Annotated in this window: 33 protein-coding genes, 1 tRNA gene and 1 pseudogene; 23 read left to right on the top strand and 12 right to left on the bottom strand. The window is 51.4% G+C overall.

The annotated features are described in order from the left end of the window. The first annotated feature begins 3 nt into the window (after window positions 1-3). Window positions 4-789, top strand: coding sequence for a site-specific integrase (locus AB8615_RS11810; protein ID WP_418152427.1), 786 nt, complete (start codon window positions 4-6; stop codon window positions 787-789). A 152-nt stretch (window positions 790-941) separates the two neighbouring features. On the opposite strand, the gene AB8615_RS11805 is transcribed toward AB8615_RS11810, so the two are convergent. Then, the gene (locus tag AB8615_RS11805; protein ID WP_409432771.1) at window positions 942-1,235 is read right to left on the bottom strand and encodes a hypothetical protein; all 294 of its coding nucleotides are present in this window, start codon (window positions 1,233-1,235) and stop codon (window positions 942-944) included. Window positions 1,236-1,661: 426 nt separating this feature from the next. After that, a tRNA-Gly gene (locus AB8615_RS11800) sits at window positions 1,662-1,736 on the bottom strand. Window positions 1,737-1,852: 116 nt separating this feature from the next. Here AB8615_RS11800 and AB8615_RS11795 point away from each other — a divergent pair. The 8 genes and pseudogenes from AB8615_RS11795 (at window position 1,853) to hslV (ending at window position 5,241) form a co-directional block, all read left to right on the top strand. Further along, entirely contained in the window at window positions 1,853-2,380 is a 528-nt protein-coding gene (locus AB8615_RS11795) for a prolyl-tRNA synthetase associated domain-containing protein (RefSeq protein ID WP_409432770.1), read from the top strand. A gap of 1 nt (window position 2,381) precedes the next feature. Next, the gene (gene trxA / locus AB8615_RS11790; RefSeq protein ID WP_418152426.1) at window positions 2,382-2,771 is read left to right on the top strand and encodes a thioredoxin; all 390 of its coding nucleotides are present in this window, start codon (window positions 2,382-2,384) and stop codon (window positions 2,769-2,771) included. 15 nt (window positions 2,772-2,786) lie between these two features. Then, window positions 2,787-2,972: pseudogene (locus tag AB8615_RS11785) on the top strand (tetratricopeptide repeat protein); the annotation flags it as partial. Continuing rightward, window positions 2,970-3,272 (top strand): tetratricopeptide repeat protein, encoded by a 303-nt coding sequence (locus AB8615_RS11780; protein ID WP_418153103.1) that lies wholly within the window; start codon window positions 2,970-2,972, stop codon window positions 3,270-3,272. The pseudogene AB8615_RS11785 and the gene AB8615_RS11780, both read left to right, overlap by 3 nt. Window positions 3,273-3,320: 48 nt before the next feature. Then, the gene (locus AB8615_RS11775; protein WP_409432768.1) at window positions 3,321-4,001 is read left to right on the top strand and encodes an LON peptidase substrate-binding domain-containing protein; all 681 of its coding nucleotides are present in this window, start codon (window positions 3,321-3,323) and stop codon (window positions 3,999-4,001) included. Window positions 4,002-4,150: 149 nt separating this feature from the next. Then, window positions 4,151-4,312, top strand: a complete 162-nt coding sequence (locus AB8615_RS11770) for a Trm112 family protein (RefSeq protein WP_409434102.1) — start codon at window positions 4,151-4,153, stop codon at window positions 4,310-4,312. Continuing rightward, complete coding sequence (locus AB8615_RS11765) at window positions 4,309-4,608, top strand: DUF1244 domain-containing protein (protein WP_409432767.1); 300 nt, start codon at window positions 4,309-4,311, stop codon at window positions 4,606-4,608. Before AB8615_RS11770 ends, AB8615_RS11765 begins: the two co-directional genes overlap by 4 nt. Window positions 4,609-4,665: 57 nt before the next feature. After that, complete coding sequence (hslV, locus tag AB8615_RS11760) at window positions 4,666-5,241, top strand: ATP-dependent protease subunit HslV (protein ID WP_418152425.1); 576 nt, start codon at window positions 4,666-4,668, stop codon at window positions 5,239-5,241. Here hslV and AB8615_RS11755 read toward each other — a convergent pair. Continuing rightward, window positions 5,238-6,788 carry a hypothetical protein gene (locus AB8615_RS11755; RefSeq protein WP_409432765.1) on the bottom strand — a complete coding sequence of 517 codons (1,551 nt, stop codon included), beginning with the start codon at window positions 6,786-6,788 and terminating at the stop codon, window positions 5,238-5,240. The two genes, hslV and AB8615_RS11755, sit on opposite strands and share 4 nt — an antisense overlap. A 52-nt stretch (window positions 6,789-6,840) precedes the next feature. On the opposite strand from AB8615_RS11755, the gene AB8615_RS11750 reads away from it, so the two are divergent. Next, the gene (locus tag AB8615_RS11750) at window positions 6,841-7,905 is read left to right on the top strand and encodes a hypothetical protein (RefSeq protein ID WP_409432764.1); all 1,065 of its coding nucleotides are present in this window, start codon (window positions 6,841-6,843) and stop codon (window positions 7,903-7,905) included. A 43-nt stretch (window positions 7,906-7,948) separates the two neighbouring features. Then, window positions 7,949-9,250 carry an ATP-dependent protease ATPase subunit HslU gene (gene hslU, locus AB8615_RS11745; RefSeq protein ID WP_409432763.1) on the top strand — a complete coding sequence of 434 codons (1,302 nt, stop codon included), beginning with the start codon at window positions 7,949-7,951 and terminating at the stop codon, window positions 9,248-9,250. Window positions 9,251-9,260: 10 nt separating this feature from the next. On the opposite strand, the gene AB8615_RS11740 is transcribed toward hslU, so the two are convergent. The 5 genes from AB8615_RS11740 to AB8615_RS11720 all read right to left on the bottom strand — a co-directional run bounded on the left by AB8615_RS11740 (window position 9,261) and on the right by AB8615_RS11720 (window position 12,244). Continuing rightward, window positions 9,261-9,743 carry a hypothetical protein gene (locus AB8615_RS11740; protein ID WP_409432762.1) on the bottom strand — a complete coding sequence of 161 codons (483 nt, stop codon included), beginning with the start codon at window positions 9,741-9,743 and terminating at the stop codon, window positions 9,261-9,263. Window positions 9,744-9,826: 83 nt separating this feature from the next. Next, window positions 9,827-10,318: a Smr/MutS family protein gene (locus tag AB8615_RS11735; RefSeq protein ID WP_418152424.1), complete on the bottom strand. Its 492-nt coding sequence runs from the start codon at window positions 10,316-10,318 to the stop codon at window positions 9,827-9,829. Beyond that, on the bottom strand, window positions 10,318-11,259 hold the full coding sequence (locus tag AB8615_RS11730; protein WP_418152423.1) for a murein transglycosylase A: 942 nt from the start codon (window positions 11,257-11,259) through the stop codon (window positions 10,318-10,320). The genes AB8615_RS11735 and AB8615_RS11730 overlap by 1 nt, the downstream gene beginning before the upstream one ends. Beyond that, window positions 11,256-11,573, bottom strand: a complete 318-nt coding sequence (locus AB8615_RS11725) for a hypothetical protein (protein WP_418152422.1) — start codon at window positions 11,571-11,573, stop codon at window positions 11,256-11,258. Before AB8615_RS11725 ends, AB8615_RS11730 begins: the two co-directional genes overlap by 4 nt. Before the next feature lie 2 nt (window positions 11,574-11,575). Further along, window positions 11,576-12,244, bottom strand: coding sequence for a Tim44/TimA family putative adaptor protein (locus AB8615_RS11720; RefSeq protein WP_409432759.1), 669 nt, complete (start codon window positions 12,242-12,244; stop codon window positions 11,576-11,578). Window positions 12,245-12,422: 178 nt separating this feature from the next. On the opposite strand from AB8615_RS11720, the gene secB reads away from it, so the two are divergent. Beyond that, window positions 12,423-12,941, top strand: coding sequence for a protein-export chaperone SecB (gene secB, locus AB8615_RS11715; RefSeq protein ID WP_409432758.1), 519 nt, complete (start codon window positions 12,423-12,425; stop codon window positions 12,939-12,941). A 60-nt stretch (window positions 12,942-13,001) separates the two neighbouring features. Here secB and rho read toward each other — a convergent pair whose 3' ends face one another. The 3 genes from rho to hemE form a co-directional block, all read right to left on the bottom strand. Continuing rightward, a complete protein-coding gene (rho, locus tag AB8615_RS11710; protein ID WP_409432757.1) occupies window positions 13,002-14,300 on the bottom strand; it encodes a transcription termination factor Rho in 1,299 nt (432 codons plus the stop codon). A 168-nt stretch (window positions 14,301-14,468) separates the two neighbouring features. Next, window positions 14,469-14,906, bottom strand: coding sequence for a protoporphyrinogen oxidase HemJ (gene hemJ / locus AB8615_RS11705; RefSeq protein WP_409432756.1), 438 nt, complete (start codon window positions 14,904-14,906; stop codon window positions 14,469-14,471). Then, entirely contained in the window at window positions 14,899-15,936 is a 1,038-nt protein-coding gene (gene hemE / locus AB8615_RS11700; RefSeq protein ID WP_409432755.1) for a uroporphyrinogen decarboxylase, read from the bottom strand. Before hemE ends, hemJ begins: the two co-directional genes overlap by 8 nt. Before the next feature lie 455 nt (window positions 15,937-16,391). Here hemE and AB8615_RS11695 point away from each other — a divergent pair, with 455 nt between their 5' ends. Genes AB8615_RS11695 through dnaQ form a run of 6 tightly spaced genes read left to right on the top strand, consistent with a single transcriptional unit; the run spans window position 16,392 to window position 19,912 of the window. Next, window positions 16,392-17,240: a pyruvate, water dikinase regulatory protein gene (locus AB8615_RS11695; protein WP_409432754.1), complete on the top strand. Its 849-nt coding sequence runs from the start codon at window positions 16,392-16,394 to the stop codon at window positions 17,238-17,240. A gap of 2 nt (window positions 17,241-17,242) precedes the next feature. Further along, complete coding sequence (locus AB8615_RS11690) at window positions 17,243-17,833, top strand: Maf family protein (RefSeq protein WP_418152421.1); 591 nt, start codon at window positions 17,243-17,245, stop codon at window positions 17,831-17,833. After that, on the top strand, window positions 17,830-18,183 hold the full coding sequence (locus AB8615_RS11685) for a shikimate dehydrogenase family protein (RefSeq protein WP_418152420.1): 354 nt from the start codon (window positions 17,830-17,832) through the stop codon (window positions 18,181-18,183). The genes AB8615_RS11690 and AB8615_RS11685 overlap by 4 nt, the downstream gene beginning before the upstream one ends. Then, the gene (locus AB8615_RS11680; RefSeq protein ID WP_418152419.1) at window positions 18,170-18,682 is read left to right on the top strand and encodes a shikimate dehydrogenase family protein; all 513 of its coding nucleotides are present in this window, start codon (window positions 18,170-18,172) and stop codon (window positions 18,680-18,682) included. Before AB8615_RS11685 ends, AB8615_RS11680 begins: the two co-directional genes overlap by 14 nt. Next, window positions 18,682-19,284: a dephospho-CoA kinase gene (gene coaE, locus AB8615_RS11675; protein WP_409434101.1), complete on the top strand. Its 603-nt coding sequence runs from the start codon at window positions 18,682-18,684 to the stop codon at window positions 19,282-19,284. The genes AB8615_RS11680 and coaE overlap by 1 nt, the downstream gene beginning before the upstream one ends. Window positions 19,285-19,324: 40 nt before the next feature. After that, a complete protein-coding gene (gene dnaQ, locus AB8615_RS11670) occupies window positions 19,325-19,912 on the top strand; it encodes a DNA polymerase III subunit epsilon (RefSeq protein WP_418152418.1) in 588 nt (195 codons plus the stop codon). A gap of 176 nt (window positions 19,913-20,088) precedes the next feature. On the opposite strand, the gene AB8615_RS11665 is transcribed toward dnaQ, so the two are convergent. Continuing rightward, window positions 20,089-21,000 (bottom strand): glycerophosphodiester phosphodiesterase family protein, encoded by a 912-nt coding sequence (locus AB8615_RS11665; protein ID WP_409432750.1) that lies wholly within the window; start codon window positions 20,998-21,000, stop codon window positions 20,089-20,091. A 49-nt stretch (window positions 21,001-21,049) separates the two neighbouring features. Between AB8615_RS11665 and mnmE the strand changes: the two genes are divergently transcribed. From mnmE to AB8615_RS11640, 5 genes are all read left to right on the top strand, one after another. Next, a complete protein-coding gene (gene mnmE / locus AB8615_RS11660) occupies window positions 21,050-22,426 on the top strand; it encodes a tRNA uridine-5-carboxymethylaminomethyl(34) synthesis GTPase MnmE (RefSeq protein WP_409432749.1) in 1,377 nt (458 codons plus the stop codon). Window positions 22,427-22,574: 148 nt separating this feature from the next. Further along, window positions 22,575-24,440, top strand: coding sequence for a tRNA uridine-5-carboxymethylaminomethyl(34) synthesis enzyme MnmG (gene mnmG, locus AB8615_RS11655; protein ID WP_409432748.1), 1,866 nt, complete (start codon window positions 22,575-22,577; stop codon window positions 24,438-24,440). A gap of 88 nt (window positions 24,441-24,528) precedes the next feature. Then, complete coding sequence (rsmG, locus tag AB8615_RS11650) at window positions 24,529-25,107, top strand: 16S rRNA (guanine(527)-N(7))-methyltransferase RsmG (RefSeq protein WP_418152417.1); 579 nt, start codon at window positions 24,529-24,531, stop codon at window positions 25,105-25,107. 120 nt (window positions 25,108-25,227) lie between these two features. Continuing rightward, window positions 25,228-25,944 (top strand): ParA family protein, encoded by a 717-nt coding sequence (locus AB8615_RS11645; protein ID WP_418152416.1) that lies wholly within the window; start codon window positions 25,228-25,230, stop codon window positions 25,942-25,944. 29 nt (window positions 25,945-25,973) lie between these two features. After that, the gene (locus tag AB8615_RS11640; protein ID WP_418152415.1) at window positions 25,974-26,996 is read left to right on the top strand and encodes a ParB/RepB/Spo0J family partition protein; all 1,023 of its coding nucleotides are present in this window, start codon (window positions 25,974-25,976) and stop codon (window positions 26,994-26,996) included.

Genomic DNA, 26,996 nt, shown 5'->3' with positions numbered 1-26,996 from the left:
CCGTTGGTATCAATTAATAGAAAAGAGGTTGGCCGCTATTCAGCGGATCGTGCGAAGATGTTGTTGAAGTCAGCCTTGGAGCTCGTCGCGGACGATTACGGCTATCGTCCTCCTGCTATGCCGTCCATCATTAAGAACAAAACAAAGTCCAAAAAGGACATACTGACACCAGAACAAGTTGCTCAGCTTTTAGATTATGCCGAACAAGATGTCTTTCGGGGTATCTATTACGCTTTTCCGTTCTTAGCTGGAACTCGTCCATCGGAGCAATTAGCTCTCTTATGGGACGATGTAGACTTTGAAAATAACGTCATCACTATCCGACGTTCCCAAGATCAAAAGGGCAATGTTTACGATGAAACAAAAACCAGTGCGGGAATGCGTGAAATTCCAATGTCGGATACTTTGCGTTCCATGATGCGGCAGCACAACCTTACCTGCACCCGTCTAAACGGCAAACTCTACCGCGTTTTCCCGGGCATGGGACGCCCGCAGACTTGGCCAAAGCCTCGTATGGACGGAGGCGGCCAGCTTCTTTATAAAAATTGGCGCAAGCGGTTTTGGGTAAAAGGCTTGGAGGAAGCTGGGGTTCCCTATGTTACACCGCACTCGGCTCGCCATTGTTTCATTTCCAACCTTCAAGCTGAAGGTGTAGAAGTTGGGCTCGTGGCAAAGATAGCAGGGCATGCAAACCCCATGGTAACTCTGGGTCATTACACTCAAGCTGTTCGGGACGGTCAGGAAGCAATCGGAAAAATCGACGAGGCCTATGGGCGCTCGCAGGTATAGGTGGCGCTGCGACTATACCCCCAGCGCTCCCCGTTATACGGTGAGACCAGAAAGATATGTGTAGACCGTGTAGGGTGTGTAGATGGGTATACCTATGGCGTTCTCACCTGCCCAGCATACTGCACACATATATGCACAAATGGGAAAAGAAACTATTTTTCAGTCTGTGCAGTAGCAGGGTAGCTTTCAGGTGCGAGCAAAACAGGAAGGCCCCCAAGTTTTTGTAAGAGCGGTAAGGTTTTATCGGATTGATAGACTGTGACATGGCCAAGCTCTGGGTGATCGAAGCTTATAAGAGGGCATCGCCGAAATTTCCGAATTGCTAAAATGAGGCTTGTCATCACCCCCAACAATAAAATCGGTAGCAACAACCAAACAATCTTCACAAAGTCAGATGATGATCTGAAACTATCCATCAGATCGGCGAACGCATTATAGTTTTCCATATTCACTCCCAACACATGAAAACGGTCACCGGGATAAACCCTGGTGACCGGGGAGTTAGTAAATCGCCCGCAGACGACCGCGATGGCCTTTAGGCCGCTAGGCCCTGAACATGCGCCAAAGCCTCCCCGACCCTATAAAGTTCGAGGGGGCAACATTACGGCTGTTACCTAGCCGCTGCGAGTGAGGTTACTAAGCCCCGAGGATAGAACGGTTCTATCCCTATGAAATTTTTAACATGCTTATGGGTCTGCGGGCAATATGTATCCTGAATTACGCGCACATCCCCTATCAAGTAAGCCCAAGGTAAGCGCACGCTAATAACGGTCCCTTGCGACCCTTACCGGTATGAGCAAACCAAAACACAACAAACGCTCTAAACCTTTGTAAAAGTAGCTTTCTTTAACATTTAGGAGATGTAGGGAAAATGGAGCGGGCGATGAGATTCGAACTCACGACCCTCACCTTGGCAAGGTGATGCTCTACCACTGAGCTACGCCCGCTCATGTTTTGCGTAGTAGGACGCGATCGTCCTTGGCAGGCCGCCCCTATAGCCCTAAATGCGAATAGAATTCAAGCGGGAGTTTGAGTTTTTTGCACATTTGTTTTAGAGGGCCATATGAACACAAACACCCCTCCGCAGAGCCCAAATGAAGCCGCCCTTTTCGCTCTGCTCAAGCAAGCAAGTATCACAACTGAAACCGTTGAACACGCTGCTGTTTTTACCGTCGAGGAAAGCGCTGCGATCAAAGCTGATCTGCCTGGCGGGCATACGAAAAACTTGTTTCTTAAAGATAAGTCTGGCGCCTATGCGCTCGTCTGTGCGGTGTCCGATACGGTGATCAAGGTCAATAAGCTGCATCCCCAAATCGGCATGAAGCGCCTGTCTTTTGGTAAGGCGGACGCGCTTGAGGATAAATTGGGCGTTAAGCCAGGCTCCGTCACTTTGTTTTCGATCATCAATGATACGGAGGGAGAGGTCAGGCTCATTTTGGACAAAGCACTATTTGATCACACAAAGGTGTGGTTCCACCCCTTGCGAAATACGGCGTCGACCGCCATCTCCACATCAGACATTGAGAAATTTGCGAAAGCGACAGGCCACACCCCGACGGTGATCGACTTTGCCGCTTTGCTAGAGGACTAATATGACCGAGATAAATGTGACACCGATGATCAAGGACAGTTCTGATCAAGACTTTATGGCTGACGTGGTCGAGATGAGCCAAACCACGCCCGTTGTCGTCGACTTCTGGGCTCCGTGGTGCGGTCCCTGTAAGCAGCTTATGCCCGCGCTAGAACGCGCTGTGAAAGGGGCTGGCGGGGCCGTGAAAATGGTCAAGATCAACATTGACGAAAACCCCGGTGTCGCAGGGCAACTGGGCGTGCGCTCTATTCCAGCTGTGTTTGCATTCAAAGATGGAAAGCCTGTCGACGGCTTTATGGGTGGGCAGCCAGAGAGCGAATTGGCGAAATTTGTCGGGCGTCTATCGGGGGCGTCAGACCCCAAAGCTGAAGCCGAAGAATTAGCCGTATGAGCCAAGGACAGCTTAGCGGCAGGTGACCCTGGCGGCGCTGCCCAAGATTACGCACACGCCCTAAAGCTTGATCCCGAATGTGCGCCAGCCTTGGCGGGCCTCGCGCGTCTATATCTCGATAGTGGGAACGAAGCACAAGCGGCCGAATTGATCGCGGCGGCACCTGATGCGATTACTGACCATCCTGAAATCAACGCAGTGCGCTCTCGCCTAACGCTGACGGCCGAGCCTGTCGCGGATGACGCAACAACTGAATTGCGCGCAGCCGTGGAGGCCAATCCTGACGATCTGGACGCCCGCCTAAATTTGGCCAAAGCGCTAGCCGCGAGCAATCAGAACGCAGAAGCTGTGGAGCATTTACTCTATTCTATCGGGAAAAATCGCGCCTATAAAAACGAGGCTGCGCGGCTCTTTCTGCTGACAATTTTTGAGGCTGAAGGCAATCAGTCGCCTATTTCAATCGAGGGGCGTCGCGCATTGTCTTCCATCCTATTTGCTTAGGAGTCGCGTTCCGTGAAGCCAGAACTGAAAGCGAGCCGTAACTAATATATGAGCGCACATTACAAATCTCTGACCCGTCGGACCAATCCCGAAACAGTGGCCTTGTTTCCGCTATCGGGCGCGCTCTTGCTGCCCGCTTGCGATATGCCGCTGAATATTTTTGAGCCGCGCTATCTCAACATGATCGACGACGCTCTAAAGGGTGAGCGCTTGATTGGTATGGTGCAAAGTCGTGATGATGGCAGTATTGCGAAAGTCGGAGCCTTGGGCCGTATTTCGCAATTTTCGGAGTCGGAAGATGGGCGATATATTATCGTATTAAAAGGCTTGAAGCGCTTTGACATCGTAGAGGAAATTGATGTCACCACGCCCTATCGCCAAGCTAAGGTCGATTTCTCCCGCTTTCACGAAGACGCTAATATTCACCATGCAAAGCAGACCAACGAAGCCTTATCAGAGACTGGGCGCGCTGATCGCGCGGCACTGACAGTTGCCATGAAAGCCTTGGCAAAAGCTATGAATGTAAAAATTGACTGGGATAGTTTGCAAGAAATCCCGTTGCCCATTTTGATCAACCAAGCCGCGATGATCTCTCCCTTTGCACCCGAGGACAAGCAATCTCTGCTAGAGGCGATCAGTTCTGATGACCGCCGTCGGCTCTTGATTGGGTTATTGCATCTTTACGCTAGCCAAGATTTGGGGCAAAAGGGTGACCAACAAAGACAATAGTTGTCATTTTAGGCAATCCTTGATCAGAGCATAGACACATGGCCAAGCCACCCAAAAAACCTGCCTCGAAAGCGAAAAAGCCCGCGCCCAAAGCTAAAGCGAAATCAAAAGCGCAAGCCGCGCAGCCGCGCACTGTTATTGATCCCAAAATGCTAGGTGTTCTCGTTTGTCCCAAGACAAAAGGGCCGCTAACATACGATTCTGCGACGAATGAGTTGATTAGCAAGAAGGCCAAGCTCGCCTATCCGATCCGCGATGGTGTGCCCATCCTGCTCGTTGAATCTGCGCGAAAACTGGATGAGGATACATGACCGAATTGACCCAAGCCCAACAAGACGCCCTTGATGCAGCCGCCTTTCGGCGGCTACTCGCACATCTGGACGATAATAAAGATGTTCAGAATATTGACCTGATGATCTTGGCTGGGTTTTGCCGCAACTGCCTATCTAAATGGTACCTTGCGGCAGCGGAATATCAAGGCGTTACCATGGATATGGACGCCGCGCGGGAACGTATTTACGGCATGTCATACGCCGAGTGGAAGGACAAGTACCAACCCAAAGCGACAGCAGATCAACTCGCCGCTTTTGAAGCGCGCGGAAAATAACCCGCACTTGACCCCCACGCCGCGCGCCCCCATCTATTTCATAAGATGGAGACCGCTATGAATCACGATTATGCCGACGCGTCGCAATGGCGCGGTATAACTATTTTGTCCGTGCGCAAGAACGGTAAGGTCATCGTCGTGGGCGACGGACAGGTCAGCGCAGGCAATACAGTGATGAAGTCAGGTGCGCGGAAAGTCCGCACCTTGGCGGGCGGTAAGGTCTTGACCGGTTTCGCGGGCGCGACAGCTGACGCCTTTGCGTTGTTGGAGCGATTAGAGGCAAAATTAGAACAGCACCCCACGCAACTCGCGCGCGCCTGTGTTGAACTCGCCAAAGACTGGCGAACAGATAAATATCTGCGTCAACTGCAAGCCATGATGATCGTCGCCGATGCCAAAGAGACATTCGTCCTCACAGGCAATGGCGATGTCGTGCAGCCCGATGAGCAAGAGACCGGTAGCGGGATCACAGCGATTGGCTCTGGCGGAAACTTCGCCCTCTCCGCCGCTCTGGCCATGGATGAATACGAACCAGACGCGGAAGCCTTAGCCCGTAAAGCGATGGCGATCGCGGATAGAATATGTGTCTTTACCAATGGCAACTTGACGCTCGAATCCCTCAAGACGACTTAGTGAGTAAAGTAATTAATTAATTTATCCGCTGTCACAGTGACGGTCTGCCCTATTGGGTCAGCGTCGACCAACCAGGTCAATAAATCTGCCTGCCCCTCCCGGCTCGGATGGGCATAGAGGCGCGCGCCACTGTCAATATCTTGACCAATAATGACAGCACTGTGTGGCTCCCCTCTTTTATAGGTCACACAATAGCTCTCTATCGTCGCCGTCCCTGAAAAACTCCCCAATATTTGGGCCTTTGGGCCATCTTCTGCCAAGTGGCGCAAAATTGGCGTGGGTGTTTTGGGCGGCAGGGCAGAATAAATCCCAACCGCGTGCTTGCTCATAAATCCACCATTGGCATAGACCGCACCGTAACTTTGTGGCGATACACGAAGCTGCGTGACCATGTCTGCAATAGCATGAAGCGAGTAATTATTTCCCGGCCCGCCGAAAAAGGCGAGTCCCCCTGTCAGGGTCAGGTTGTCTTGGGTCATATCAAGGCCAAAGGCTTTGGCGCTTTCATATACCACAATCGGAAAACAGCTATAGAGGTCGTGTCGCGCAACGTCTTTCGCTTGCACACCCGCAATGGCGAGCGCTTGTTCGATACAAGCGGTCAGAACGGGCGAACGGTCTAGGTGCGGGCGTTCCAATATCGGCAGCTCTGTGCCGTCTGCATGTGCGTGAAGATAGATAAATTTTGCAGGGTCAACGCCCCAGGCTTGTGCCTGTTGATATGTTGTCAAGATGACCGCTGCGCCCTGATTGACGCTGTCTTTGGGGCCAATGTCTTTGGGGTAAATATCGGTGAGGTAGGGGTTGTTATCCCCTGCAATAGCAAGCCCTTCGGGCAATACATCTTTGAACATCGCAAAAGGATTGGCCTGTGCTGTTTGGGCTAAGCCGCTCATCCAACTTGCCACAGTTGAGAGGTAATCACGGCGCGACAGACCAAGGCGGGCGCGTCGGGCGTTTTCAAGCAATGTGTAGCATTGCAGCGGTTGAAACACTTGGTGGCTCATGGCGGGCGGCGTAACCAGAAGTGGGGGCTTTGACGGGTCTAACCCAAACAGCCCCCGATCCTGCAGCTTAGCCGTCGCGGGCATTGACCAATCAGGCTTTGCCCCAGCCCGCATGGCGGCTTTCATGTTTGCGATAGCTTCGCCGCCGCAAATCAAGACGGCTTTTGCCTCTCCGCCCTCGAGCAATTCTGCCGCTTCCGCAATCAATGTCTGTGGTGTTTGCCCGCCGATCATGTCGTAAGCGTAGTGCCGAGCAGCAATGCCCGAAGCCGTCGCGACAGCCGCAGGAAAGTTTTCTGCTCGGCCAAATGGACAGGGGAAGACAGGGCCGCTATCGCCAAATAATCGGACTCCGAACACCCAATCAATACCCGCGTCCACCCCTTTGACGCCCGTATCAGACACAGCCGCACGAACCGCCTCTGCCGCCATATTAACGGGGCCGGGCGCATTCAAGAGATCAGCGGCTACATCAGTTTGATATTGTCCCACACCGATGATGACGGGAGTATTGGCAGGTAATGGGGCTTTGGATGACATAGAAAATGCTGTAAGCTTTTTGTCAGAAAAGCTCAATCGATTAGGCGAACGCATGACCAAAATGACCGAGACGCAAATCGCGGCCGCACTAGATGCAGGGATTATCTCGCCCGATCAAGCCCAAGCCATGCGCGCCGATTTAGGTCAAAACCCCGCTCCCACACGCCCCAGCAAGCCGACAGATGCCGTGATCGGACAAGAAGACAATATGCGCTTCCTCCGCAGCTTCTCCGACGTGTTTATCGGAATTGGCCTAATTTTGTTGGTGTTGGGGTTGTCCGGAATGACAGCCATGATAGGCGGCGGAACACTTTATCTTGCGGCTGCGGCGGGCGTAGCGGTTCTGGCTGATTTCTTTGGGCGCAAGAAGAGAGCGCACTTTCCAACACTCATTCTAGCGCTCACATTTTTGATTTTTGCGCAGCGCGGTTTCGGCGCTTGGCTTGGCGGGAGCGGGACGTTGGCGGCCCTTGTCACAGCTGGCGTTATGGGGTTGTTTTACTGGCGCATCAGATTGCCGTTTTGTGTGGCGTTGATCGCCCTCTCTCTGCTTTATTTATTGTTCGCCATTCTTGCTGAAACCATGCCCGAACTGACGCGCGGGAACCTGGGTGTTGTGTTATTCCTATCGGGATTAGTCGTGTTCGGGGTCGCCCTGATTTATGATATGCAAGACCTACACCGACGCACACGGTTTGCGGACAATGCTTTTTGGCTTCACTTCATCGCTGCGCCATTACTTATTCATGGCCTTGTCATTATGTCGATCAAAACCAAATCTGACGTCCTATTTGGGTTTATCCCAATGGTCAGTGTGAGCCGCGCCGATGCAGGATTTATGTTGGTCATTATATTTATCCTAACACTTATTGGCCTCGCCATTAATCGTCGCGCTTTGATTGTTAGCTCGCTGGGGTATGCGGGATTTGCATTGGCGTATCTATTTGATGGTGTAGGCATGAATTTTGCGACAAGCGCTTTGTCAGCGCTTTTGGCTCTGGGCGCCCTCGTCGTCTTTCTGGGCGTGGGCTGGCATGAGGCGCGGAATTTGTTGATCAAAGTCTTACCGAAATGGCGCATTTTTCCTCCGCCTTTTGAAGAGCAAACGCCATCGTGATTTCGGCTCTTGATTTATCGGCTAAGTGACCCACCTATAATCCATGACAGATTTTTCTCCCCGCGAAATAGTTTCCGAGCTTGACCGTCACATCGTGGCGCAAAATGATGCCAAGCGCGCTGTGGCGATTGCGCTGCGCAATAGATGGCGGAGGCGGCGTGTGCCAGTTGATTTACGCGATGAAATTACGCCGAAAAATATCCTCATGATCGGCCCTACAGGCGTTGGGAAAACAGAAATTTCGCGCCGCCTTGCCAAGCTAGCCCAAGCTCCGTTTATCAAAATCGAAGCCACGAAATTCACTGAGGTCGGCTATGTGGGCCGCGACGTAGAGCAAATTATTCGTGATCTAATTGAGGCCGCCATCACCCTGTTGAGAGACCAAAAACGCGAGCTGGTGAAAGTGCAGGCGGAGGCAGCGGCAGAGAAACGTATTCTGGACGCCCTCGTCGGTGAAAATGGCCGAGACGCCACGCGCGATAAGTTTCGCCAGCAACTTATCCGCGGCGAATTAGATGATACCGAAGTCGAGTTACAAATGACGGACACGACATCGCCGTTTCAAGGCGTAGAAATCCCGGGCCAGCCAGGTAGCGGCATGGGCATGCTCGACCTGTCGGCGATGTTTGGCAAAGCAGGTCGCACGAAGACCGTGAAGCTGCGAATCGGTGATGCGCATGGGCCGTTGCTCTCAGAAGAATCTGATAAGCTGTTAGACGATGATGCGATCAAACGCGAAGCTGTGCATTTGGCCGAGCAAGACGGTATCGTCTTTTTAGACGAAATTGATAAAATCACAACGCGGTCTGATGCACGCGGCGGCGATGTGTCCCGCGAAGGGGTTCAGCGAGATCTCCTGCCGTTGATTGAGGGCACGACCGTTGCGACGAAATACGGGCCCGTGAAAACAGATCATATTTTGTTCATTGCGAGCGGCGCATTTCATGTGGCTAAACCGTCTGACCTTTTGCCTGAACTACAAGGACGACTGCCAATCCGCGTCGAATTACGCGCTCTGACGGAAGACGATTTTGTTCGCATCCTGACAGAGCCAGAGGCCAGCCTGATCCGTCAATATACGGCGTTACTCGCGACGGAAGAGGTCACGCTAGATTTCACGGATGACGGCATTGCAGAGATTGCGAGGGTTGCGGCGCAAGTGAACGCCTCTGTCGAGAACATCGGCGCGCGCCGACTCCAAACAATCATGGAGCGTGTGCTGGATGATATTAGTTTTAAGGCCACCGACAAAGGCGGCGATACGCTAACAGTTGATGCCGCCTATGTGCAGGAACATGTTGGCAAGCTGGCCGCCGACCAAGACCTCTCAAAGTTTATTCTTTAGCTGAGACGGCTTATTTCTGCTGCGCCATTTTTACCATGGATTGTAAAGCGGCGCTCATCATCGGAGTTTGCGAAGCGGCCATAGGTGCTTTGGTGTAGCAACCATCAATCATCACAGCGTGATCTGTATAAAGCCGTTCGCCCTTAAACTTGGCATCATGGCTCGCGACGACTTGATTTTGATAATCTGTGACTTGCTGCTGCATCGCATCTGCCTTGGCTTGGTCGCCGCCATTAAACTCCAGCAGACCTGGCGTAATGTGTTCGTCTTGAATGAAAGCGCGGTATTGCGTTAGCGCGTCCAGTAAAGCCGCGCGGTCGGCTTTGTCATATTTGGACTTTGGCAAAGATTGTAGCTTCGCCGTGACATAATCTAGCGTCGCGACACAGCCCGACATATCATTGACAGACGGCTTGGCAGATGCGGTCATGGGAAGGCTGATGGTCGCCGCTGTCATTGCAAGCGTCAGTGTGGAGTGAATAACATATTTCATAGGTGCGCCCTTTATTTTTTAGGCTTCCAGATATGCAATTTTTTCTTTCGCGTTCAAGTGGTTTTTTATCCGCCTGTCTTGCGCTAGCTTTTCAAAAACACATACCACGCGCCCGTGCCGCCATGGCGAATATGTGCCTGCGCGTAACTGGCAATTAAGGGGCGAATGTCAGGATCAGATATCCAATCAATAAAGTTGCGGCGCAGAACACCATTGAGGCGCAACCCCTTTCCCGTCACCACTAAGACACATCTTTGCTGCCGATTAGAGGCACGAATAATGGCGCTATGGAGGGCGGGTTTTGCCTGCGCTTGCGTCATATCGTGGAGGTCGATCTTACGGTCAATATGAACGAGCCCACGACGGGTCTTTTTATCCTGCTGAACATCCAGCGTTTGCGGCAGGGTCCGAGGCGCGGGCGCGGCAGGGGGCGGAAGGCGAAGCATATTGGCGAAATCTTCACGAGATGGCAGCGGTTTCGCAGCGCCTTTCCCGTGGGGTTTGCGGCGTGGGGCTACCGTTTTGGCGACTTTTTGCCAAACCTGTTTTTCATCTGGGCCAAGCCGCCGCGCCATTAACTTACCCCAAAAGGTCTTGGTGCAATCGCTTTGGGAAGCAGCAGCGTCCATGTCACGGGATGTTTCATCACACCCGCCTTATCACCAGCAACTGCGCCAGAGCCAAAGAACAGATCCCCGCGCAGCGGGCCGCGAATGGCATTGCCCGTGTCTTGTGCCGCCACCAAAAGGCTGGCGGGTTCGCCTTTATAATCGCCAGGATATTGCGGCAACGTCGTTTCTAGCCAGACTAACGTACCGTAGGGGTGATAGCGATTGTCGACAGCGATTGAACCCATAGTGGTCAGCGGCACACGCATCGCACCACGTGGACCTTCGCCCGGCAAAATCGCTTGTTCCGTGAAGAAAATATAACGGGGGTTTTGGTTCATTAATTCGCGCGTAGCAGACGGGCCTTTGCGTGCCATCCAGTCTTCGATGGATTGTTTTGAGGCTTGCTCAAGGGTCATCTCACCGCGCTGGACTAAAACCTTTCCGATGGATTTGTAGCGCTTGCTATTATGGCCTGCATAGGCCGCGCGCACGGACTGGCCATTGCCAAATTTAATGCGCCCTGATCCTTGTACTTGCATGAAAAAGACATCGATCGGGCGGCCGTAAGCTATGACGCGGGATGATCTGGCTGATAGTTTAGAGCGGGCCAAGTTTTGCACAGCCTTGCTGGCTGGTTTAGCTAAGATCGGCTCGGAGTAAATCGCGTCAGGCGTCACGCGCACATCGATTTCAGGCTCGTAATAACCCGTCAACAAACCCGGTTTCCCGTCTTGCACAGAGAGCGTGACGGGTAGAAACTCGGTTTCGAAGAACTGCCGAACCTCCCAAGCGCCAGCGCCATTTGCATCCAACGCTTGCGCCTTTAGACAGGCCGAGGTCCAGTCTTGGTAGCGGCCATATTCAGGCTGCTTGGGATTGAGATAGGCCAACGGGTCGGCCTTCATCCACGCTTCGCACCCCTTGGCAAAGGCATGCAGCGCAGGGCGATGATCTGATCCTGCCCAGCCTGAGAGTTGTGCAAATTCATTGGGCGTTTCGTAAATCGGTTCGGGCGGCGCGTCTTTGGGGGTGGGGGCGGCGCAGGAATAATGGGCGGCGGCGGCGGGGTCTCAATAGGTTCCGCCAAGACTATTACACCTGGGTTTTCAACATCAGGTGCAGGATAGTTCGTTATTGTTTCCTCGCCCTCTGGCAGCGGCACTGTCGCACACGCGCTTAGCACGCCGCACACAATGGCTAACACTGCACCGCGCCACATGATTAAGCTTTCGTGTCGGGTGTCGGATCTGCCTCAAGAGCGTCGCCTTCGCTCGGCGCAACAGCGGAGAGCTTCCATGCAGGATCACTTGACTTCATGTTCCGTTGATATTCCCATACCTCAGAAATTGAAGACAGAACATCAGGATCGCCCTGCAAAACATTTCCTTCTTCATCCAATAAAGCAGAGGTCAATTCAGCTTCATACAGCACTTGGATAATACCTGTTTTACCGTCGACTTCCGCCGATTGAATTGAGCATTTACGAAGTCGCCCAAGATCAGTGACTTGGCGCTGGTTTTTCTCTTCGCGCGCTGAAATAGCGGCGTCATAAATCGCGTAAACGTCATCCGTCAAAAGTTCGCTCAGCTGCTCGCGATCGCCATTTGCGTAAGCTTCTAGCACCATAGAATAGGCCGCCTTCGCGCCGTTCATAAAATTGGCGGGAGAGAAATCTTTGTCGAGCTGTGCAATCGCGCCTAAGCCTGTTTTCTCTTCGCTCGCGGTGAGCGCATTTATCGGCTCTGACCCTGCTTTCGGGTTGCCGTCACCTAAAAATTTAGAGGGGTCCAACGCGGCGTCTTCGCCCTGCCCGACATTTTTACCTAAGACAGAATAGAAAACGACACAGACAATCGTGGCTATGGCGGCATAAAGGATGACTTGAAACATTCAATTTTTCTCTTTTTTCTAGGCGCGGCATGGAATTGCGCAAATTTCTACCTATATACGATTGAGTAAGAGATAGGTATGGGCGGCGCAATAAGCAATTGCGACACACACATCCCTATGTTAGCCGAATGATGATTTTTGCCGTACCCTGTGTGCGGCCAAACAGAAGGACCCAATTATGGCGAAGAAACCTAAAAAAGAGGCTGTGCCAGAAGAAGCCACGCCAGCCCCAGAAGCCCCTCAGGGGCCGATGTTACGGGTATTGGCCCAATACACCAAGGATTGCAGCTTTGAGAACCCCAATGCGCCAGAAAGCCTTCGCTCTGGCCTCGAAGCGCCTGCCATTAATATTGGTATCGAAATTGGCCGTCAGTTCATGGATGATGATACGGTTGAGGTGACGCTGATGCTACGCGCTGATGCTCGCCGCAAAGACGGTAAAGGTGCAGAACAAGTCGCGTTTTTAGCTGAGCTTGAATACGCGGGGCTCTTCGCCTTCCAAGGCGTAGGTGTTGAGGAAATTCAACCCATGATCATGATCGAGTGTCCGCGCCTTCTCTTCCCCTTCGCGCGGCAGATGATGGCAGAGATGACGCAGAATGGTGGATATCCGCCGATCATGTTGGAGCCGCCCGATTTCGCCGCGATGTTCCGCGAAGAACTCATGCGCCGCGCTGCCGACGCCCCCACAAATTAGATTATAAAAAAGCCCTCTATTGGAGGGCTTTTTCTTTATCCTAAAGCTTAGGTTAGAAACCTAAGTATTCATGCTGTCAAAGAAATCTGAATTGTTCTTTGAATCCTTCAGCTTAGACAACAGCCATTCAATCGCATCCATAGTTCCCATTGGATTAAGGATGCGGCGCAGAATATAGGTCTTGGTCAATTCATCCGCTGGAATCAGCAGCTCCTCTTTTCGCGTGCCTGACTTTGTAACGTCAATCGCTGGGAAAATGCGCTTGTCTGCAACCTTGCGATCTAGCACGATTTCCGAGTTGCCCGTGCCTTTAAATTCTTCAAAGATCACTTCGTCCATCCGGGAGCCTGTGTCGATCAAAGCCGTTGCGATGATTGTCAGCGATCCGCCTTCTTCGATATTTCGCGCGGCACCAAAGAAACGCTTTGGACGTTGCAGAGCATTGGCATCCACGCCGCCCGTCAGGACTTTACCAGAGCTTGGCACAACCGTGTTGTATGCCCGGCCTAATCGTGTGATCGAGTCGAGCAAAATCACAACATCCTTACCGTGTTCGGTCAGGCGCTTCGCTTTTTGGATCACCATTTCCGCGACCTGCACGTGGCGGGTGGCAGGTTCATCAAACGTCGAGGAAACGACTTCGCCTTTCACAGAGCGCTGCATATCCGTCACCTCTTCGGGCCGTTCATCAATGAGCAAGACCAGAACATAACATTCGGGGTGATTACGTTCGATAGAGTGGGCAATGTTCTGGAGTAGGACTGTTTTACCTGTCCGCGGCGGCGCCACAATCAAAGCACGCTGTCCCTTACCGATCGGCGCAACAATGTCGATCACGCGGCCTGAGTTATCTTTCAGGGTTGGATCAGGAATTTCCATGATAAAGCGTTCGTCTGGGTATAGCGGTGTTAAATTATCGAAGTGCGCTTTATTGCGAGCTTGCTCTGGCGTGCCGAAGTTAAGCGACACGACTTTGCTCATGGCGAAATAGCGCTCATTATCTTTGGGGCTGCGAATCTCGCCAGAGATCGTATCGCCAGTCCGTAAGCCGAAACGGCGGATTTGTTGCGGGCTGACATAAATATCGTCCGGGCCTGGCAGGTAGTTAGCGTCTGGCGCGCGCAGAAAGCCGAAGCCGTCTTGCAGGACTTCCAAAACACCAGAGCCGTTAATCTGAACATCTCCCTCTGCCATATCTTTGAGAATGGAGAAAAAGATATCTTGCTTTCGCATCGAACCAGCATTTTCGACGCCAACATTTTCAGCGAATTTAATAAGTTCTGCAGGTTTGAGGAGTTTGAGGTCATCAAGGCTGATGGCGGTCATCCCCTCAATGTCTTGGTCTAATAGGTTGGTCATAATCTGTCTTTTGATTTGGGGGAATAGGCACGCTGTCTTGGGTAAGTCCGAAGAGCAATTATAGGGTGCATCACAACCAGAACAGTTGCGTGATATTTAAATACACTATGCCAGATAAGAGCGTCAAGCCCTGAAATAGGGGTCAAATTTGAGGGTCAGTTGTGCTAGCTAGAACGGTTTCACAATCGCCATAATAACAATGATCAGCGTAAAGATCGCTGGCAATTCATTAATGCGGCGGAAGAATTTTTCAGACTTTGGCCGCCCACCATTCAAAAACGCTTTGCGCGTGACTGCTAGCCACATGTGATACGCAATCAAACTAAAAACGAGCAAGAGTTTGACATGCAGCCAGCCTGAACTCGTTAGCGTCTCGATATTATAGCCTATCAAAACGAGCCCTAGCACAAAGGCCACAATCATGGCAGGGTTCATAATAATACGCAGGAGCTTGGCCTCGGCTTCTTCCATTTTGGCCTCTAGCTCACCACCTTTTTCTGCAACGGAATGATAAACAAATAGGCGCGGCAAATAGAGCAAACCCGCCATCCAAAAAATAACGGCAGCCAGGTGAAAAGCTTTAATCCAAAGATAGGCGTTAGACATAATTGGGCTCTTTCCCGCGAACGTGATCGACGACAGCTTGGACATTTTCAATTTTCACATCTGGTGTGACGCCATGTCCTAAATTGAAAATATGTGGCCCGCCTTGCGCGTCTTGTAAAACGCGCTCGACAGCACGGTAAAGAGCTGAGCCTCCAATGCGCAAAGCTAGCGGGTCAAGATTCCCCTGCACCGGCATGCCCTCGGGTAAAGTCGCGCGGAAATCGTCCATCGGCATTTGTGTGCCGGCCGCGATTGCTGTAATATCGGTTTCATGTGCATATCGGATCGCATTTAACCCTGCGCCGCGTGGAAACCCGATAATGGGTTTAGTTACGCCAGCCGCCCGCACACGAGAAACTATATCTTGTGTCGGTTTAATCACAAGCCGTTCAAATAATTGCGGTGATAGACCTTCGGCCCAGCTCTCAAATATCTTAAGGACATCGGCCCCCGCTTTCGCCTGGCCGATTAAGTATTCCGCACTGCTATGCACCAAAGCTTCGAGTAAATCAGACATAGCTTGCGGGTTTTCGTAGGCGAAGCGTTTAGCGACTTCTTTGGTCGGGCTACCGCGGCCTTCGATCATATAGGTCGCGACAGTCCACGGGCCGCCACAAAATCCTATCAGCGTCTTTTTGTTATCCAAGCCAGCCCGAACTTTAGCGACAGTTTCGTAAACAGAACTGATCCGGTCAGAGGCCCCTTCTACTGTTAAACCCGAGATGTCTTTCGCCGTGAGGGGTTCTAGGATTGGCCCCACCCCTTTTTCAAATTTAACCTCACGTCCTAGGCCAATCGGAACAAGCAAAATATCTGCAAATAAAATCGCTGCATCCATATCGTAACGACGGATTGGCTGTAGTGTTACCTCAGCCGCTTTGTCTGGCGAAAAACAAAAATCGATGAAGTCTTTGGCAGACGCTCTAACTTCTAGATATTCAGGAAGATGCCGACCCGCTTGGCGCATAAACCAAATCGGAGGATGGTCAGCGGTGTGACCTGATAAGACGTCTAAGAGGGGTTGGGTCATAAATGAAAACTTACATAGGGTTGCGGAGCGCTTAAAGCCTCGTTTATAGACAGAGTTATGCAGCGTGAACCCCCTTCCCTTATATATTAAATAAAAGGAGTGATAGAAATAGAGGTGTGGCAAATGTGTATAGCTCGCCAAACATTTGATAGATTTTGGATAAAACGACTAATTTTGAGGCCTCTCTGTGGATCAAGCGAATTGAATAAACTTACTCATAGGGTGGGGATAACCAAATAAAAACTGATCACAGGCGCAAATTCGTTGTGCCTAAAATTATGAGCTAAAAGTGGGATAAAAACCATTCACAGGATTAAGCTTTTGTTAAGAAATTGTGTCCTGACCTGCATAAGTTAACACTTCGTTAACAGCTTACCCCCGCCATTCGACTTTCCAATCGAGCTATTCAGCAATTTGTGGACAGATGGGGAAAGCTGCGCGTAAAAGCGGAATATATGTCAGACCGAAACTCCAATATTGCCATCTATTTCCACGTACACCTTGTAAGTGATTCCACGGGTGAAACGCTTGTGGCGATGATGAAGGCGTCTACCGCACAATTTAGAAATGCGACGGCGCTTGAGCACCTCCACGCACTTGTTAGGTCTGAGGAGCAGATGGAGAAGACCCTTGAACGGATCGGAGCAAAACCTGGTATTGTTCTTTACACGCTAGTAAATGGTGAACGGCGACGACGATTGGAGGAGTTTTGCGTGAGGCGGAATATTCCCGCAATCTCAATTCTTGATCCTACTCTTTCTGTATTAGGCCGTTATCTCGGCTCCGCTATGATCTCTGAAGTTGGCGCGCAGCGTAACTTGGACGCGGAATATTATCAGCGGATTGCCGCGCTTGATTTTGCGATGGCTCACGATGACGGTCAGAATGTGGCAGGCCTCGTAGATGCCGATATATTGCTGTTGGGGGTGAGTCGGACATCGAAAACACCAACGTCAATCTATCTTGCCAATCGGGGGTATAAGACAGGAAATATCCCGCTTGTGCCTGGCGCACCCTTACCAGCCATCTTGGATGAGCTGAAAAAACCACTGGTTGTCGGGCTTGTGGCCTCCCCTGACAGGATTGTCCAAATTCGAGAGCAGCGCCTTATGGGTCTACGTCAAGATGCCCAGACAGACTATATTGACCAAGATCGTGTGAGAGATGAAATGCGTCAAGCCAAACGCCTTTTTATTAAGCGGGGTTATAAAGTCGTTGATGTCACGCGTCGGTCTATTGAAGAAACATCGGCGCAGATCATTAATCTCTATCAAACCAACCGACCGAAAGAACAAGATCTATGACTATGCCAATTATTCTTGCCTCTGGTTCCGCTATTCGTCGCGAGATCATGGAAGGTGCAGGTCTTGATTTTGACGTTGTTGTGAAGCCAGTGGATGAAGCAGCCATAAAAGACGCGATGCTAGCTGACGGTGCGCGGATGCGAGATATTGCAGATGCCCTTGCTGAGGCCAAGGCCCGCCGCGTGTCCCAACAGCAAGAGGGGCTCGTCATTGGATCTGATCAAATCATGGTCATGGATGGTCAGCTATTTGACAAGCCCGCCTCGGTTGAGGCGGCGCGAGAGCGCCTCATCGCGATGCGTGGCAAAACGCACGAGCTGATTGGCGCCACAGTAATTTGTGAAAATGGTCAAGCCGTTTGGCGGCATATTGCAGTTTCAAAGCTAAGCGTGCGGGATTTCTCAGATACATTTCTAGACACTTACATAGCCCGCGAGGGAGACAGTCTGATGAAATCGGTTGGCGCTTATCGATTTGAAGGCCCGGGCGCGCAACTATTTTCGGCCGTTGAAGGCAACTTTTTCTCTATTCTAGGACTGTCACTCCTGCCGATTTTAGATTATCTGCGCGTGAGAGGGGCGATCGTCGCATGAGTCAGATTACAAAATTAGCAGGCGTATGTGGATGGCCCATCCATCAATCGCTGAGCCCTGTTCTGCATAATTACTGGCTGCGTGAGAGCGGGATTGCGGGAGCTTATATCCCTTTTGCGGTTCGTGAGGATGAAGCAGAGCGGGCTTTTCGGTCATTGCTGAAAACGTCAATCGCTGGCGTGAATGTGACAATGCCCCTGAAAGAAATAGCGTTTCAATCCGCGGATGAGGTGACAGAAGATGCGCAAAAACTCGGCGTTGCAAATTGCCTCTATAAACGAGACGGACGGCTAATTGCGCATAATACAGATATGGAGGGTTTCGCGGTCCCCGCTTTTGCAACACGTTAAAGCAACAGATTTAGCTAAATCGACAGTGTTAATCATTGGTGCTGGCGGTGCGGCAAAGGCTGTGATTGGCGCGCTATTGTCGCTGGGTGTGCCTGAAATTCGGGTGACAAATCGCAATGATGCAAAAGCGGCTGACCTCGTGGCTATGGCTGACCTGCCGAGCCTTTACGCTGTTCCCTGGGCGGAGCGTCACGAGAGTTTGCGCAGCGCAGACATTGTTGTGAATTCGAGCGCGGGCGGTATGGCGGGCAAACCCCCGCTTGATTTTGATCTCACAAACGCGCCCGACACGGCCTTTATTTATGACCTAATTTATACGCCGCGTATGACGCCACTCTTGAAGGCCGCCAAGCGTCAGAAGTTGGCGTATTTGGGCGGTTTAGATATGCTGATTGCGCAGGCAAAACCGTCATTTCGATTGTTTTACGGGACTAACCCAAAGGCAGGATCAGACCCAACGGAGGTTTTGCTGTCTGCCTTGAAATCTGGACAGCGGTGATGAAGATTATTGGGCTGACAGGGTCGATCGGCATGGGAAAATCGACAACGGCCAACATGTTTGCAGATTTAGGGTGCCCTGTTTTTGACGCAGACGCCGCAGTTCATAAACTTTATGCCAAGGGTGGTAAGGCCGTCCCTTTGATCCGCGCTGTCTTCCCTGACGCGATAAAAAATGACGCCGTAGACCGCGCAGTTTTGGGCCAGCACATGCGGGCCGATCCGTTAAGCTTGAGAGTCTTGGAAAGTTTCATCCACCCTTGGGTTGGCGAAATGCGGTCTGAATTTCTGCAACAAGCCAGGAATAATAAGGCCAAAGCCGTTTTCTTTGATGTGCCTCTATTGTTTGAAACGGGCGGCGACAAATTCGTTGACGCCACTGTGGTTGTCAGCGCCCCTGCGAAAGTGCAGCGGGAGCGCGTTATGGCTCGCCCTGGCATGACGGCTGAGTTGTTCTCACAGCTACTAGCGAGACAAATGCCGGATTCTGAAAAACGAAAGAGGGCGGATTACGTCATATCCACAGGCGAAGGTCTGGCCTTTGCGCGCGAACAGGTGCAAACAGTGCTCAGCGATATTTTAGGGATGAAGATCGCGACATAGGCACACGCTAAGTTAAATAGTGCAAGGGGATCACGAGACGATGCGCGAAGTAGTCTTTGATACGGAAACGACAGGCTTTAAGGCGAACGATCCTGAAAACCCTGATCGACTGGTAGAGATCGGCTGCGTTGAGTTGGTCGACCTTCTGCCGACAGGCCGTCAATTTCACTGCTTCGTTAATCCAGAGCGCGATATGCCAGAGGGGGCCTACAAAGTTCACGGACTGTCCGAAGCTTTTCTGCGCGAAAATGGGGCGCTTTTCAAAGATGTCATAGATGACTTTATGGCGTTCATCGGCGATGCCCCATTGATCGCCCACAATGCGCGGTTTGATATGGGGTTTATCAACGCCGAATTGGCCCGAGCGGGTGCGCCGATATTACCGCCTAGTCGATTTAAAGATACGCTCGCCATGGCGCATGCAAAATTTCCTGGCTCTCCTGCCTCTCTCGATGCGCTGTGTAAGCGGTTTGATATTTCTCTATCTGCCCGCGACAAACATGGGGCCATCATTGACTCAGAATTGCTGGCGATGGTCTATCTTGAACTGTGCGGAGGGCGCGAGCGTAATTTGGGCTTAGATCTCGCGGCGGGACATTTCCGAGACCCCAGCGCGGACAAAAATTAATCCAGCAAAGGCGCGACCCAAGGCGCTCCCAAAACGCCTCACAGATTCAGACGTAGAAGCCCATGCTGCATTTATCGAGACGCTTGGCGAGAAAGCTGTCTGGCAGAAGGTTTGGCGAAAACAAGCGCGTCAAAGAGGCTAAAACAGGCTGAATTTTCAGACCTGTTAATTCCCAATCATAGTTCGCTCAAACAAGCGCGATATTTAATTTCGCTATCCTGGCTCAATCCTGTAATTGGGCGATATTGATTAGCGTAATCTGAGACCAGAACGTGAGCGCGATCTTGATATGTCCGCAAACCTCGAACCTCGCTTTTCTTCCCGACGCGCCCGAGCATGAATGACGTAGTGTCAAGCTTCGACATGTCAGCCGTCGCCAGTCGTCCGCCCATCCAAATAGCTTGCCCGCGCATGGGGGTATCGGGACCGATTGATAGTAGCATATTCGGCGCTAATTTCGCCAGTCGTTTGGCTTGAGAGGGTTCATAACTGATCAAGATAACTTGATCTCCCATGCCATATTCATTAATTAAATCAATAACTTGAGACTCTCTAGCAGAAGATTTAAAATCAATCTCAAGGTATAAATTGCCCTTAGCTGTTGCGAGCATGTCGGCAAATAATGAAGGCCGTTCAGCGGACAAAACACCCTTGCGGCTCTCTAATAATATACTCTCTAGTCCTGCTTTTGTCGTCGAGGCAACGGGCCCTTTCCCTGTGGTCATCTCGTCCCACACACCATCATGAAATGTGATCAGTGTATCGTCGCGCAGACCTGCAATATCAATCTCTGCCATAAGGTAACCGCCCGCAATAAGTTTTTTCAGCGCAGAGATTGAATTCTCTGGTTCATCCCAGTCTTTACTTGTGCCGCGATGGGCGGCGATGATCGCAGCTTCCTGCGGAAGACACGCGAGATGTTCGCGAATGGGGGGAAGGTTTTGTGCTGACGCAACTGTGTCAGGTTTTGCCGAATTCAAAGGCGCGTCAGGGGTTGAGGCTGCACCACATGCGAGAGCCATCATGGCAGTCGTAACTAACGCAAAGGGCTTGATGTATTTGAATAGACATGAGGTGAAATCTGACATAGCGGCGCTTTGTTCTTTCGTTTTTGGGTCTATGGGCTTAGGAGGCGTTATGGCAGAAAACAGACGAGATTCAAGCGTGGGTATTGGAGGTGACGTCCATTCGGAAAACGCCTTGACGGAAACTATTTTTGCGCTGTCATCGGCACCCGGTCGCGCGGGCGTGAGTGTGTTTCGTCTCTCTGGGCCAAAGGCATCCTCTGCTTTGCAGTCTATGACCAAATCCGCCCTTCCGAGACCGCGGCAGGCCGCGCTTCGGTCCATATATGATGTTGAAGGCGAAATGTTGGATGCGCCGCTTGTTTTGTGGTTCCCTGCCCCAAAAAGCTTCACGGGCGAGGATTGCGTTGAGCTACAAGTTCACGGAAGCCCTGCTGTAATTGAAGGTGTTGCAGCTGCACTTCAGGCCTTAGGGCTTCGCCAAGCTCTCCCCGGAGAGTTTACACGTCGTGCAGTTGAGAATGGCAAAATGGATTTGACTGAGGCGGAGGGCTTGGCGGACTTAATAGACGCAGAAACAGACGGGCAGCGCCGACAAGCGATCCGGCAAATGGACGGTCAGCTTCGTCAGACCTATGAGGGTTGGCGCGATGATTTGCTGGACGCGATGGCACAAATTGAAGGCGAGATTGATTTTGCAGATGAGGCAGATGTGCCAGACGCGCTCTCTCATGCGGCCTATCCAATCCTAAAGAATGTCTCAGAGGCAATGACTTTGGCTATTGCCAATGTTGGACGTGGGGAGGCCATCCGCAACGGTATCGAAATTGCGATTATCGGCGCCCCCAATGCTGGCAAATCGACATTGATGAACACGCTGGCAAAACGTGACGTGGCAATCACTTCGCCAGAAGCTGGCACTACTCGCGATGTTGTTGAGGTTCAAATGCGCCTAGCGGGGCTGCCTGTTACATTATTAGATACGGCGGGCCTGCGCGAGACCGAAAACCTGATTGAAGCGGAAGGTGTTAAGCGCGCGCGTGCGCGAGCCAGTGCTGCGAATATCCGAATTTGGGTGCAGCGTCCTGGCATTGAGGACGGGAATGAATTCAACACTCTTATGTCACGTGATGATATAAAAATATATAATATTTCAGAGGGTTACGAAGCAGACGTATCAAATCCTAACATAATAACGAACGCTCAGACAGGCCAAAATATTGACGCTTTACTGTCAAAACTGGAAGATATTATAACCGAGCGTTACACTCAACAAGAGCACGCTGGTTTGACGCGACAACGGCATAAATCGTGTGTCCTGCGCGCCTTGGAAAACACTGACGCAGCTATGGATTTGTTAGCAGGCGCACCAGAGCTAGCGAGTGAAAATATCCGTGCAGCCCTATCTGCGCTCGAAGAGCTTGCGGGCGTGTCCGATATAGAGCAGGTCTTTGATCGGATATTTTCTCGCTTTTGTATCGGAAAATAGTATGTTTCACGTGAAACAGCACAGATTGTTCCACGTGAAACATTATTGATGTTGGAGGTAGGTAGGAGTGATGACTTGCCGACTCGACAAGCACATGCCGCCATTATAAATAGCGGCTCGATTGTTGTATCTAAGAGAGGTGGCCCAAATGTCTTGGGATGTCATTATTATTGGTGGGGGTCATGCGGGCTGCGAGGCAGCCGCTGCGTCCGCGCGCATTGGTGCCAAGACACTATTAGTTACTCATAAACCTGAAACGATAGGCGAAATGTCCTGTAATCCGGCGATTGGGGGCTTGGGTAAAGGGCACTTGGTGCGCGAAGTTGATGCGCTTGGGGGGTTGATGGGTGAAGTCGCTGATGCTTCAGGCATCCAATTTCGCCTCCTTAATCGGTCTAAAGGCCCAGCCGTCCGCGGCCCACGCACGCAATCTGACCGATATTTATATCGAGAGGCGATGCAGTCCAAGCTGCTAAATTACCCGAATTTGACAGTTCGGGCGGGCGCTGTTGACGACCTTATCACTGAAAATGGTGCCGTGCGAGGTGTTCGGCTCGAGAGTGGTGAGGAAATTGCGGCTGCTCGTGTTGTGTTGACGACGGGAACGTTTCTAAAGGGCGTGATTCACGTTGGCGATCAGCTAACCCCTGCGGGGCGTTGGGGCGAGGCCCCTGCCCTTGGTTTATCGGATCGGCTTTACACCGCGGGTCTGCGAATGGGTCGGCTGAAAACGGGAACGCCAGCAAGGCTAGAGAAGTCGTCTATCGATTGGGATGCGTTGGAGCAGCAAGCGGCTGACGACGATCCTGTTGTTTTTTCGTTTATGACTGACAAGGTTACAGTGCCTCAAATCACCTGTGGCATAACGCACACGAATGAAACCACACACACTGTTATTGCTGAAAACATAAAGAAATCAGCGGTTTATGGAGGTGGTCTATCGGGTCGTGGGCCGCGTTATTGCCCGTCTATTGAGGATAAGGTCGTGCGTTTTGCGGATAGAAACCGCCATCAAGTCTTTCTGGAGCCAGAAGGTCTGCCGGGCAACCCAGACGGCAATACGGTTTATCCTAACGGCATTTCGACCTCCCTGCCCGTTGATGTGCAAGATAGTTTTTTGCGGACCATGGCGGGCTTGCAGGATGTCAAGGTGCAGCGCTATGGCTATGCGATTGAGTATGATTATGTAGATCCGCGTGAATTGCGGATGACCTTAGAGGTCAAAGCCCTCCCCGGGCTTTACCTGGCGGGTCAAATCAACGGGACGACAGGATATGAAGAAGCGGCCGCACAAGGTCTCATTGCGGGCGCTAATGCAGCATTGGCAAGCCAAGATCGTGAATCGCTAATTTTGGACAGAAGCCAAGCCTATATCGGCGTGATGATTAGCGATCTGATTACCAAGGGCGTTACGGAGCCCTACCGCATGTTTACATCACGGGCAGAGTATCGCCTCATGTTGCGGTGCGACAATGCTGATCAGCGATTAACACCTATTGGATCAGAAATTGGTTTGGTGGGCGATGTGCGCAATACAGCGTTTAAGTCTAAAATGGATGATTTTTCTTCGGCTAAAACACTAGCAAAGTCTTTAGCAATGACTCCGAATCGACTTCGGGATGCTGGTGTGTCTGTCAATCAAGATGGTGTCGCCCGATCTGCATTTGATTTGCTGGCCTATCCGAAGATGACGGTTGAAACGCTCGCCTCCGTTTGGCCTGAGCTTGATGCGTTAAAGCCTGAAACCCAGGAATATTTGCAAACAGAAGCCACATATGCCGGTTATTTGGAGCGTCAGGCGCGTGATATTGAAGCGTTTAAGCGGGATGAGGGGCTTCGGATTGCGGATGGCTTGGATTATTCTGAGATTGGCGGCCTTTCAAATGAAGTGCGTCAAAAGCTTGAATCTGTGAGACCCGCGACGCTCGGCCAAGCCAGTCGCATCGAGGGCGTGACACCTGGGGCGCTAATGTCTGTGTTAGCCTATATCCGAAAGATGCAGAATGCGGCTTAGCTCACCCAGCTCTGATAAGTTTGGGGGTTTTGATAGCCCCATGACAGAGGGCCAATTTGCGGAGCTGACAAATGTTTCACGTGGAACAATGTCTGATTATATCGCGTGGCAGCAGCTATTATTGCGCTGGAATAAGAGGATCAATCTCGTGGCACCCAAGAGCTTGGCCGATTTTTGGCGACGTCACGCGCTCGATAGCTGGCAAATATGCCAGTTTTTGCCTGAAAAAGCTGCAAATATCGTGGACTTTGGCTCTGGGGCAGGGTTCCCAGCTATATCTGCCGCTATTCAATGCAAAAACATAGGGCAGGGCAGGGTGTTAATGATCGAATCAGCGGGTAAAAAGGCTAGTTTCTTGAAACAAGTCATCAGGGATTTGGGTTTACCAGCGGACGTTTCGTCAGACAGAATAGAGAAAATCGCTCCGCTCGGCGCTGACGTTATAACGGCGAGGGCTTTTGCTCCGCTGGATAGATTGCTCGAATATGCTGCCCCGCATAGCCATGCTGCAACAGAATTTATATTGCTGAAAGGCGAGACTGTGGAGCAAGAGATAGAAACCGCACGTGACCGATGGACTTTCGATTATAAAACCGTCAAAAGTGTGAGCGCAGATTCGGCGTCTGTCTTACTGATTTCCAACGTGAAGACAGTCGCGCCCACGTAATTGCAGCTTTTTACCGCCCGCATTTGGGGCTAAATTGATTAGGCAGAACATGAATTTTTCTCGGATCATCGCGATCGTCAATCAAAAAGGGGGGTTGGAAAGACAACGACCTCTATAAATTTGGCGGCCGCTCTGGCTCTGCAGGGTAAGCGAGTTTTGTTGATTGATATTGACCCGCAAGGCAACGCATCGACGGGCCTGGGCTTATCCCGCAGCCAGCGTGAACAGACAATATACCACGTGATGACAGAGGGCTTGCCGATTGACGATGCGATACAGGCAACGGATGTGCCGAACCTGAGCATTGTACCGTCACATGTCGATCTCTCTGCGGCTGAAATGGAAATTGGGAGTGTTGATGGTCGGACAATTATATTGCGCGAAGCGTTAAAAGCCAGCCAAACAAAATTTGATTATGTTTTAATTGATTGCCCGCCTTCACTCAATCTTTTGACAATTAATGCGCTGGCGGCGGCGCGGTCAGTCATCGTGCCTTTGCAGTGTGAGTTTTTCGCGTTGGAAGGCCTTAGCCAACTCCTCAAAACCGTGGAGATGGCGAAGGGCAGTATAAACCCTGCGCTTGCAATCGACGGCGTGATGTTAACAATGTATGACCGCAGAAACCGTTTATCCTCACAAGTTGCGGATGACGTAAGAAAGCATTTGGGCCGTGCTGTTTTCAAGACCATGATACCCCGAAATGTCCGCATCGCCGAAGCACCGTCATTTGGACAACCCGTCATGGTATATGACCCAAATTGTTCTGGCGCGCGAGCCTATATGAACCTCGCGAAGGAAATGCTACATAAACACCGCAACCGTAAACAAATACATTAATTTATATGTTTAAATCAATAGGTTAAGCTATGTCAAAGTCTCCTAAAACACCAAAGTCTAAGGCGCTTAAAAAAGCGTCACAGCGCGGTTTGGGTCGCGGGCTTTCCGCCTTGATGAGCGATGTAAGCGCGGTGCCAGATAGCGGATCAAATAAAGGAGATGAGGCGCAGACAGCAACTTCGAAAGCTAAGCCAAAACCAAAATCGGGACAGTCCAAAACGACAGTCAAAAAAACGACTTCGACTCAACCAAAAGGGCAGGGCGTTAGCTCACTGCCTATAGACCGCTTGGACCGTAATCCTGATCAACCGCGAAAATATTTTGACAAAGCCAAACTCGAAGAATTGACACAATCAATTAAAGACAAAGGTGTTTTACAGCCGATTCTAGTTAGGCCAATTTCGAAAGCTGGCACACGCACGCAATTCTATCAAATCGTTGCGGGGGAGCGTCGCTGGCAGGCGGCGTTGAAGGCCGGGCTGACGGCCATGCCTGCTTTGGTGCGGGATTTGTCGGATCAAGAGGTTTTGGAAATCGGCGTTGTTGAGAATGTGCAGCGGGCGGACCTCAACCCGATCGAAGAGGCGCTAGCTTACCACGCGCTTTCCGAGGACTTTAACCGCACGCAAGCCGATATTGCGCAAGCGGTGGGTAAGTCGCGTCCGCACATCGCCAATATGTTACGTCTCCTGACGCTCCCAAAACGTGCGCAAACCTATTTGGCGCAAGGCAAGATCACAACAGGCCACGCCCGCGCGATTATTTCGATCCCTGACCCCGTCGAACTGGCAGACGCGATTGCGGGTAAAGGGCTCTCTGTGCGCGAGGCTGAAGATTGGGTTCGGCGCATTAAGTCAAGCAAAAGCGGAAACAGCTCACCATCCGCGCGCGCTTATAAAGATGCCGATACGCGCAAAGTTGAAGACACGCTGACACAGGCTTTGGGTCTCACGACAGACCTCCGCCACAAAGGCCCATCGGGTGAGCTACGTATCAAATATAAAACCAGCGCTCAGCTGGAAGAGTTGATCAAGCGGTTGTCACGCGCATAG

It is taken from the genome of Litorimonas sp. RW-G-Af-16 (assembly GCF_048319245.1).
In the GTDB taxonomy this organism is placed as follows: Bacteria; Pseudomonadota; Alphaproteobacteria; order Caulobacterales; family Maricaulaceae; genus Litorimonas.
This window is presented reverse-complemented; position numbering and strand designations above follow the sequence as displayed.

Coding starts and splice junctions, on each gene's coding strand:
- AB8615_RS11805 (WP_409432771.1), bottom strand. CDS start 1,235: ATGGAAAACTATAATGCGTTCGCCGATCTGATGGATAGTTTCAGATCA.
- AB8615_RS11795 (WP_409432770.1), top strand. CDS start 1,853: ATGAACACAAACACCCCTCCGCAGAGCCCAAATGAAGCCGCCCTTTTC.
- trxA (WP_418152426.1), top strand. CDS start 2,382: ATGACCGAGATAAATGTGACACCGATGATCAAGGACAGTTCTGATCAA.
- AB8615_RS11775 (WP_409432768.1), top strand. CDS start 3,321: ATGAGCGCACATTACAAATCTCTGACCCGTCGGACCAATCCCGAAACA.
- AB8615_RS11770 (WP_409434102.1), top strand. CDS start 4,151: ATGCTAGGTGTTCTCGTTTGTCCCAAGACAAAAGGGCCGCTAACATAC.
- AB8615_RS11765 (WP_409432767.1), top strand. CDS start 4,309: ATGACCGAATTGACCCAAGCCCAACAAGACGCCCTTGATGCAGCCGCC.
- hslV (WP_418152425.1), top strand. CDS start 4,666: ATGAATCACGATTATGCCGACGCGTCGCAATGGCGCGGTATAACTATT.
- AB8615_RS11755 (WP_409432765.1), bottom strand. CDS start 6,788: ATGTCATCCAAAGCCCCATTACCTGCCAATACTCCCGTCATCATCGGT.
- AB8615_RS11750 (WP_409432764.1), top strand. CDS start 6,841: ATGACCAAAATGACCGAGACGCAAATCGCGGCCGCACTAGATGCAGGG.
- hslU (WP_409432763.1), top strand. CDS start 7,949: ATGACAGATTTTTCTCCCCGCGAAATAGTTTCCGAGCTTGACCGTCAC.
- AB8615_RS11740 (WP_409432762.1), bottom strand. CDS start 9,743: ATGAAATATGTTATTCACTCCACACTGACGCTTGCAATGACAGCGGCG.
- AB8615_RS11735 (WP_418152424.1), bottom strand. CDS start 10,318: ATGGCGCGGCGGCTTGGCCCAGATGAAAAACAGGTTTGGCAAAAAGTC.
- AB8615_RS11730 (WP_418152423.1), bottom strand. CDS start 11,259: ATGAAGGCCGACCCGTTGGCCTATCTCAATCCCAAGCAGCCTGAATAT.
- AB8615_RS11725 (WP_418152422.1), bottom strand. CDS start 11,573: ATGTGGCGCGGTGCAGTGTTAGCCATTGTGTGCGGCGTGCTAAGCGCG.
- AB8615_RS11720 (WP_409432759.1), bottom strand. CDS start 12,244: ATGTTTCAAGTCATCCTTTATGCCGCCATAGCCACGATTGTCTGTGTC.
- secB (WP_409432758.1), top strand. CDS start 12,423: ATGGCGAAGAAACCTAAAAAAGAGGCTGTGCCAGAAGAAGCCACGCCA.
- rho (WP_409432757.1), bottom strand. CDS start 14,300: ATGACCAACCTATTAGACCAAGACATTGAGGGGATGACCGCCATCAGC.
- hemJ (WP_409432756.1), bottom strand. CDS start 14,906: ATGTCTAACGCCTATCTTTGGATTAAAGCTTTTCACCTGGCTGCCGTT.
- hemE (WP_409432755.1), bottom strand. CDS start 15,936: ATGACCCAACCCCTCTTAGACGTCTTATCAGGTCACACCGCTGACCAT.
- AB8615_RS11695 (WP_409432754.1), top strand. CDS start 16,392: ATGTCAGACCGAAACTCCAATATTGCCATCTATTTCCACGTACACCTT.
- AB8615_RS11690 (WP_418152421.1), top strand. CDS start 17,243: ATGCCAATTATTCTTGCCTCTGGTTCCGCTATTCGTCGCGAGATCATG.
- AB8615_RS11685 (WP_418152420.1), top strand. CDS start 17,830: ATGAGTCAGATTACAAAATTAGCAGGCGTATGTGGATGGCCCATCCAT.
- coaE (WP_409434101.1), top strand. CDS start 18,682: ATGAAGATTATTGGGCTGACAGGGTCGATCGGCATGGGAAAATCGACA.
- dnaQ (WP_418152418.1), top strand. CDS start 19,325: ATGCGCGAAGTAGTCTTTGATACGGAAACGACAGGCTTTAAGGCGAAC.
- AB8615_RS11665 (WP_409432750.1), bottom strand. CDS start 21,000: ATGTCAGATTTCACCTCATGTCTATTCAAATACATCAAGCCCTTTGCG.
- mnmE (WP_409432749.1), top strand. CDS start 21,050: ATGGCAGAAAACAGACGAGATTCAAGCGTGGGTATTGGAGGTGACGTC.
- mnmG (WP_409432748.1), top strand. CDS start 22,575: ATGTCTTGGGATGTCATTATTATTGGTGGGGGTCATGCGGGCTGCGAG.
- rsmG (WP_418152417.1), top strand. CDS start 24,529: ATGTCTGATTATATCGCGTGGCAGCAGCTATTATTGCGCTGGAATAAG.
- AB8615_RS11640 (WP_418152415.1), top strand. CDS start 25,974: ATGTCAAAGTCTCCTAAAACACCAAAGTCTAAGGCGCTTAAAAAAGCG.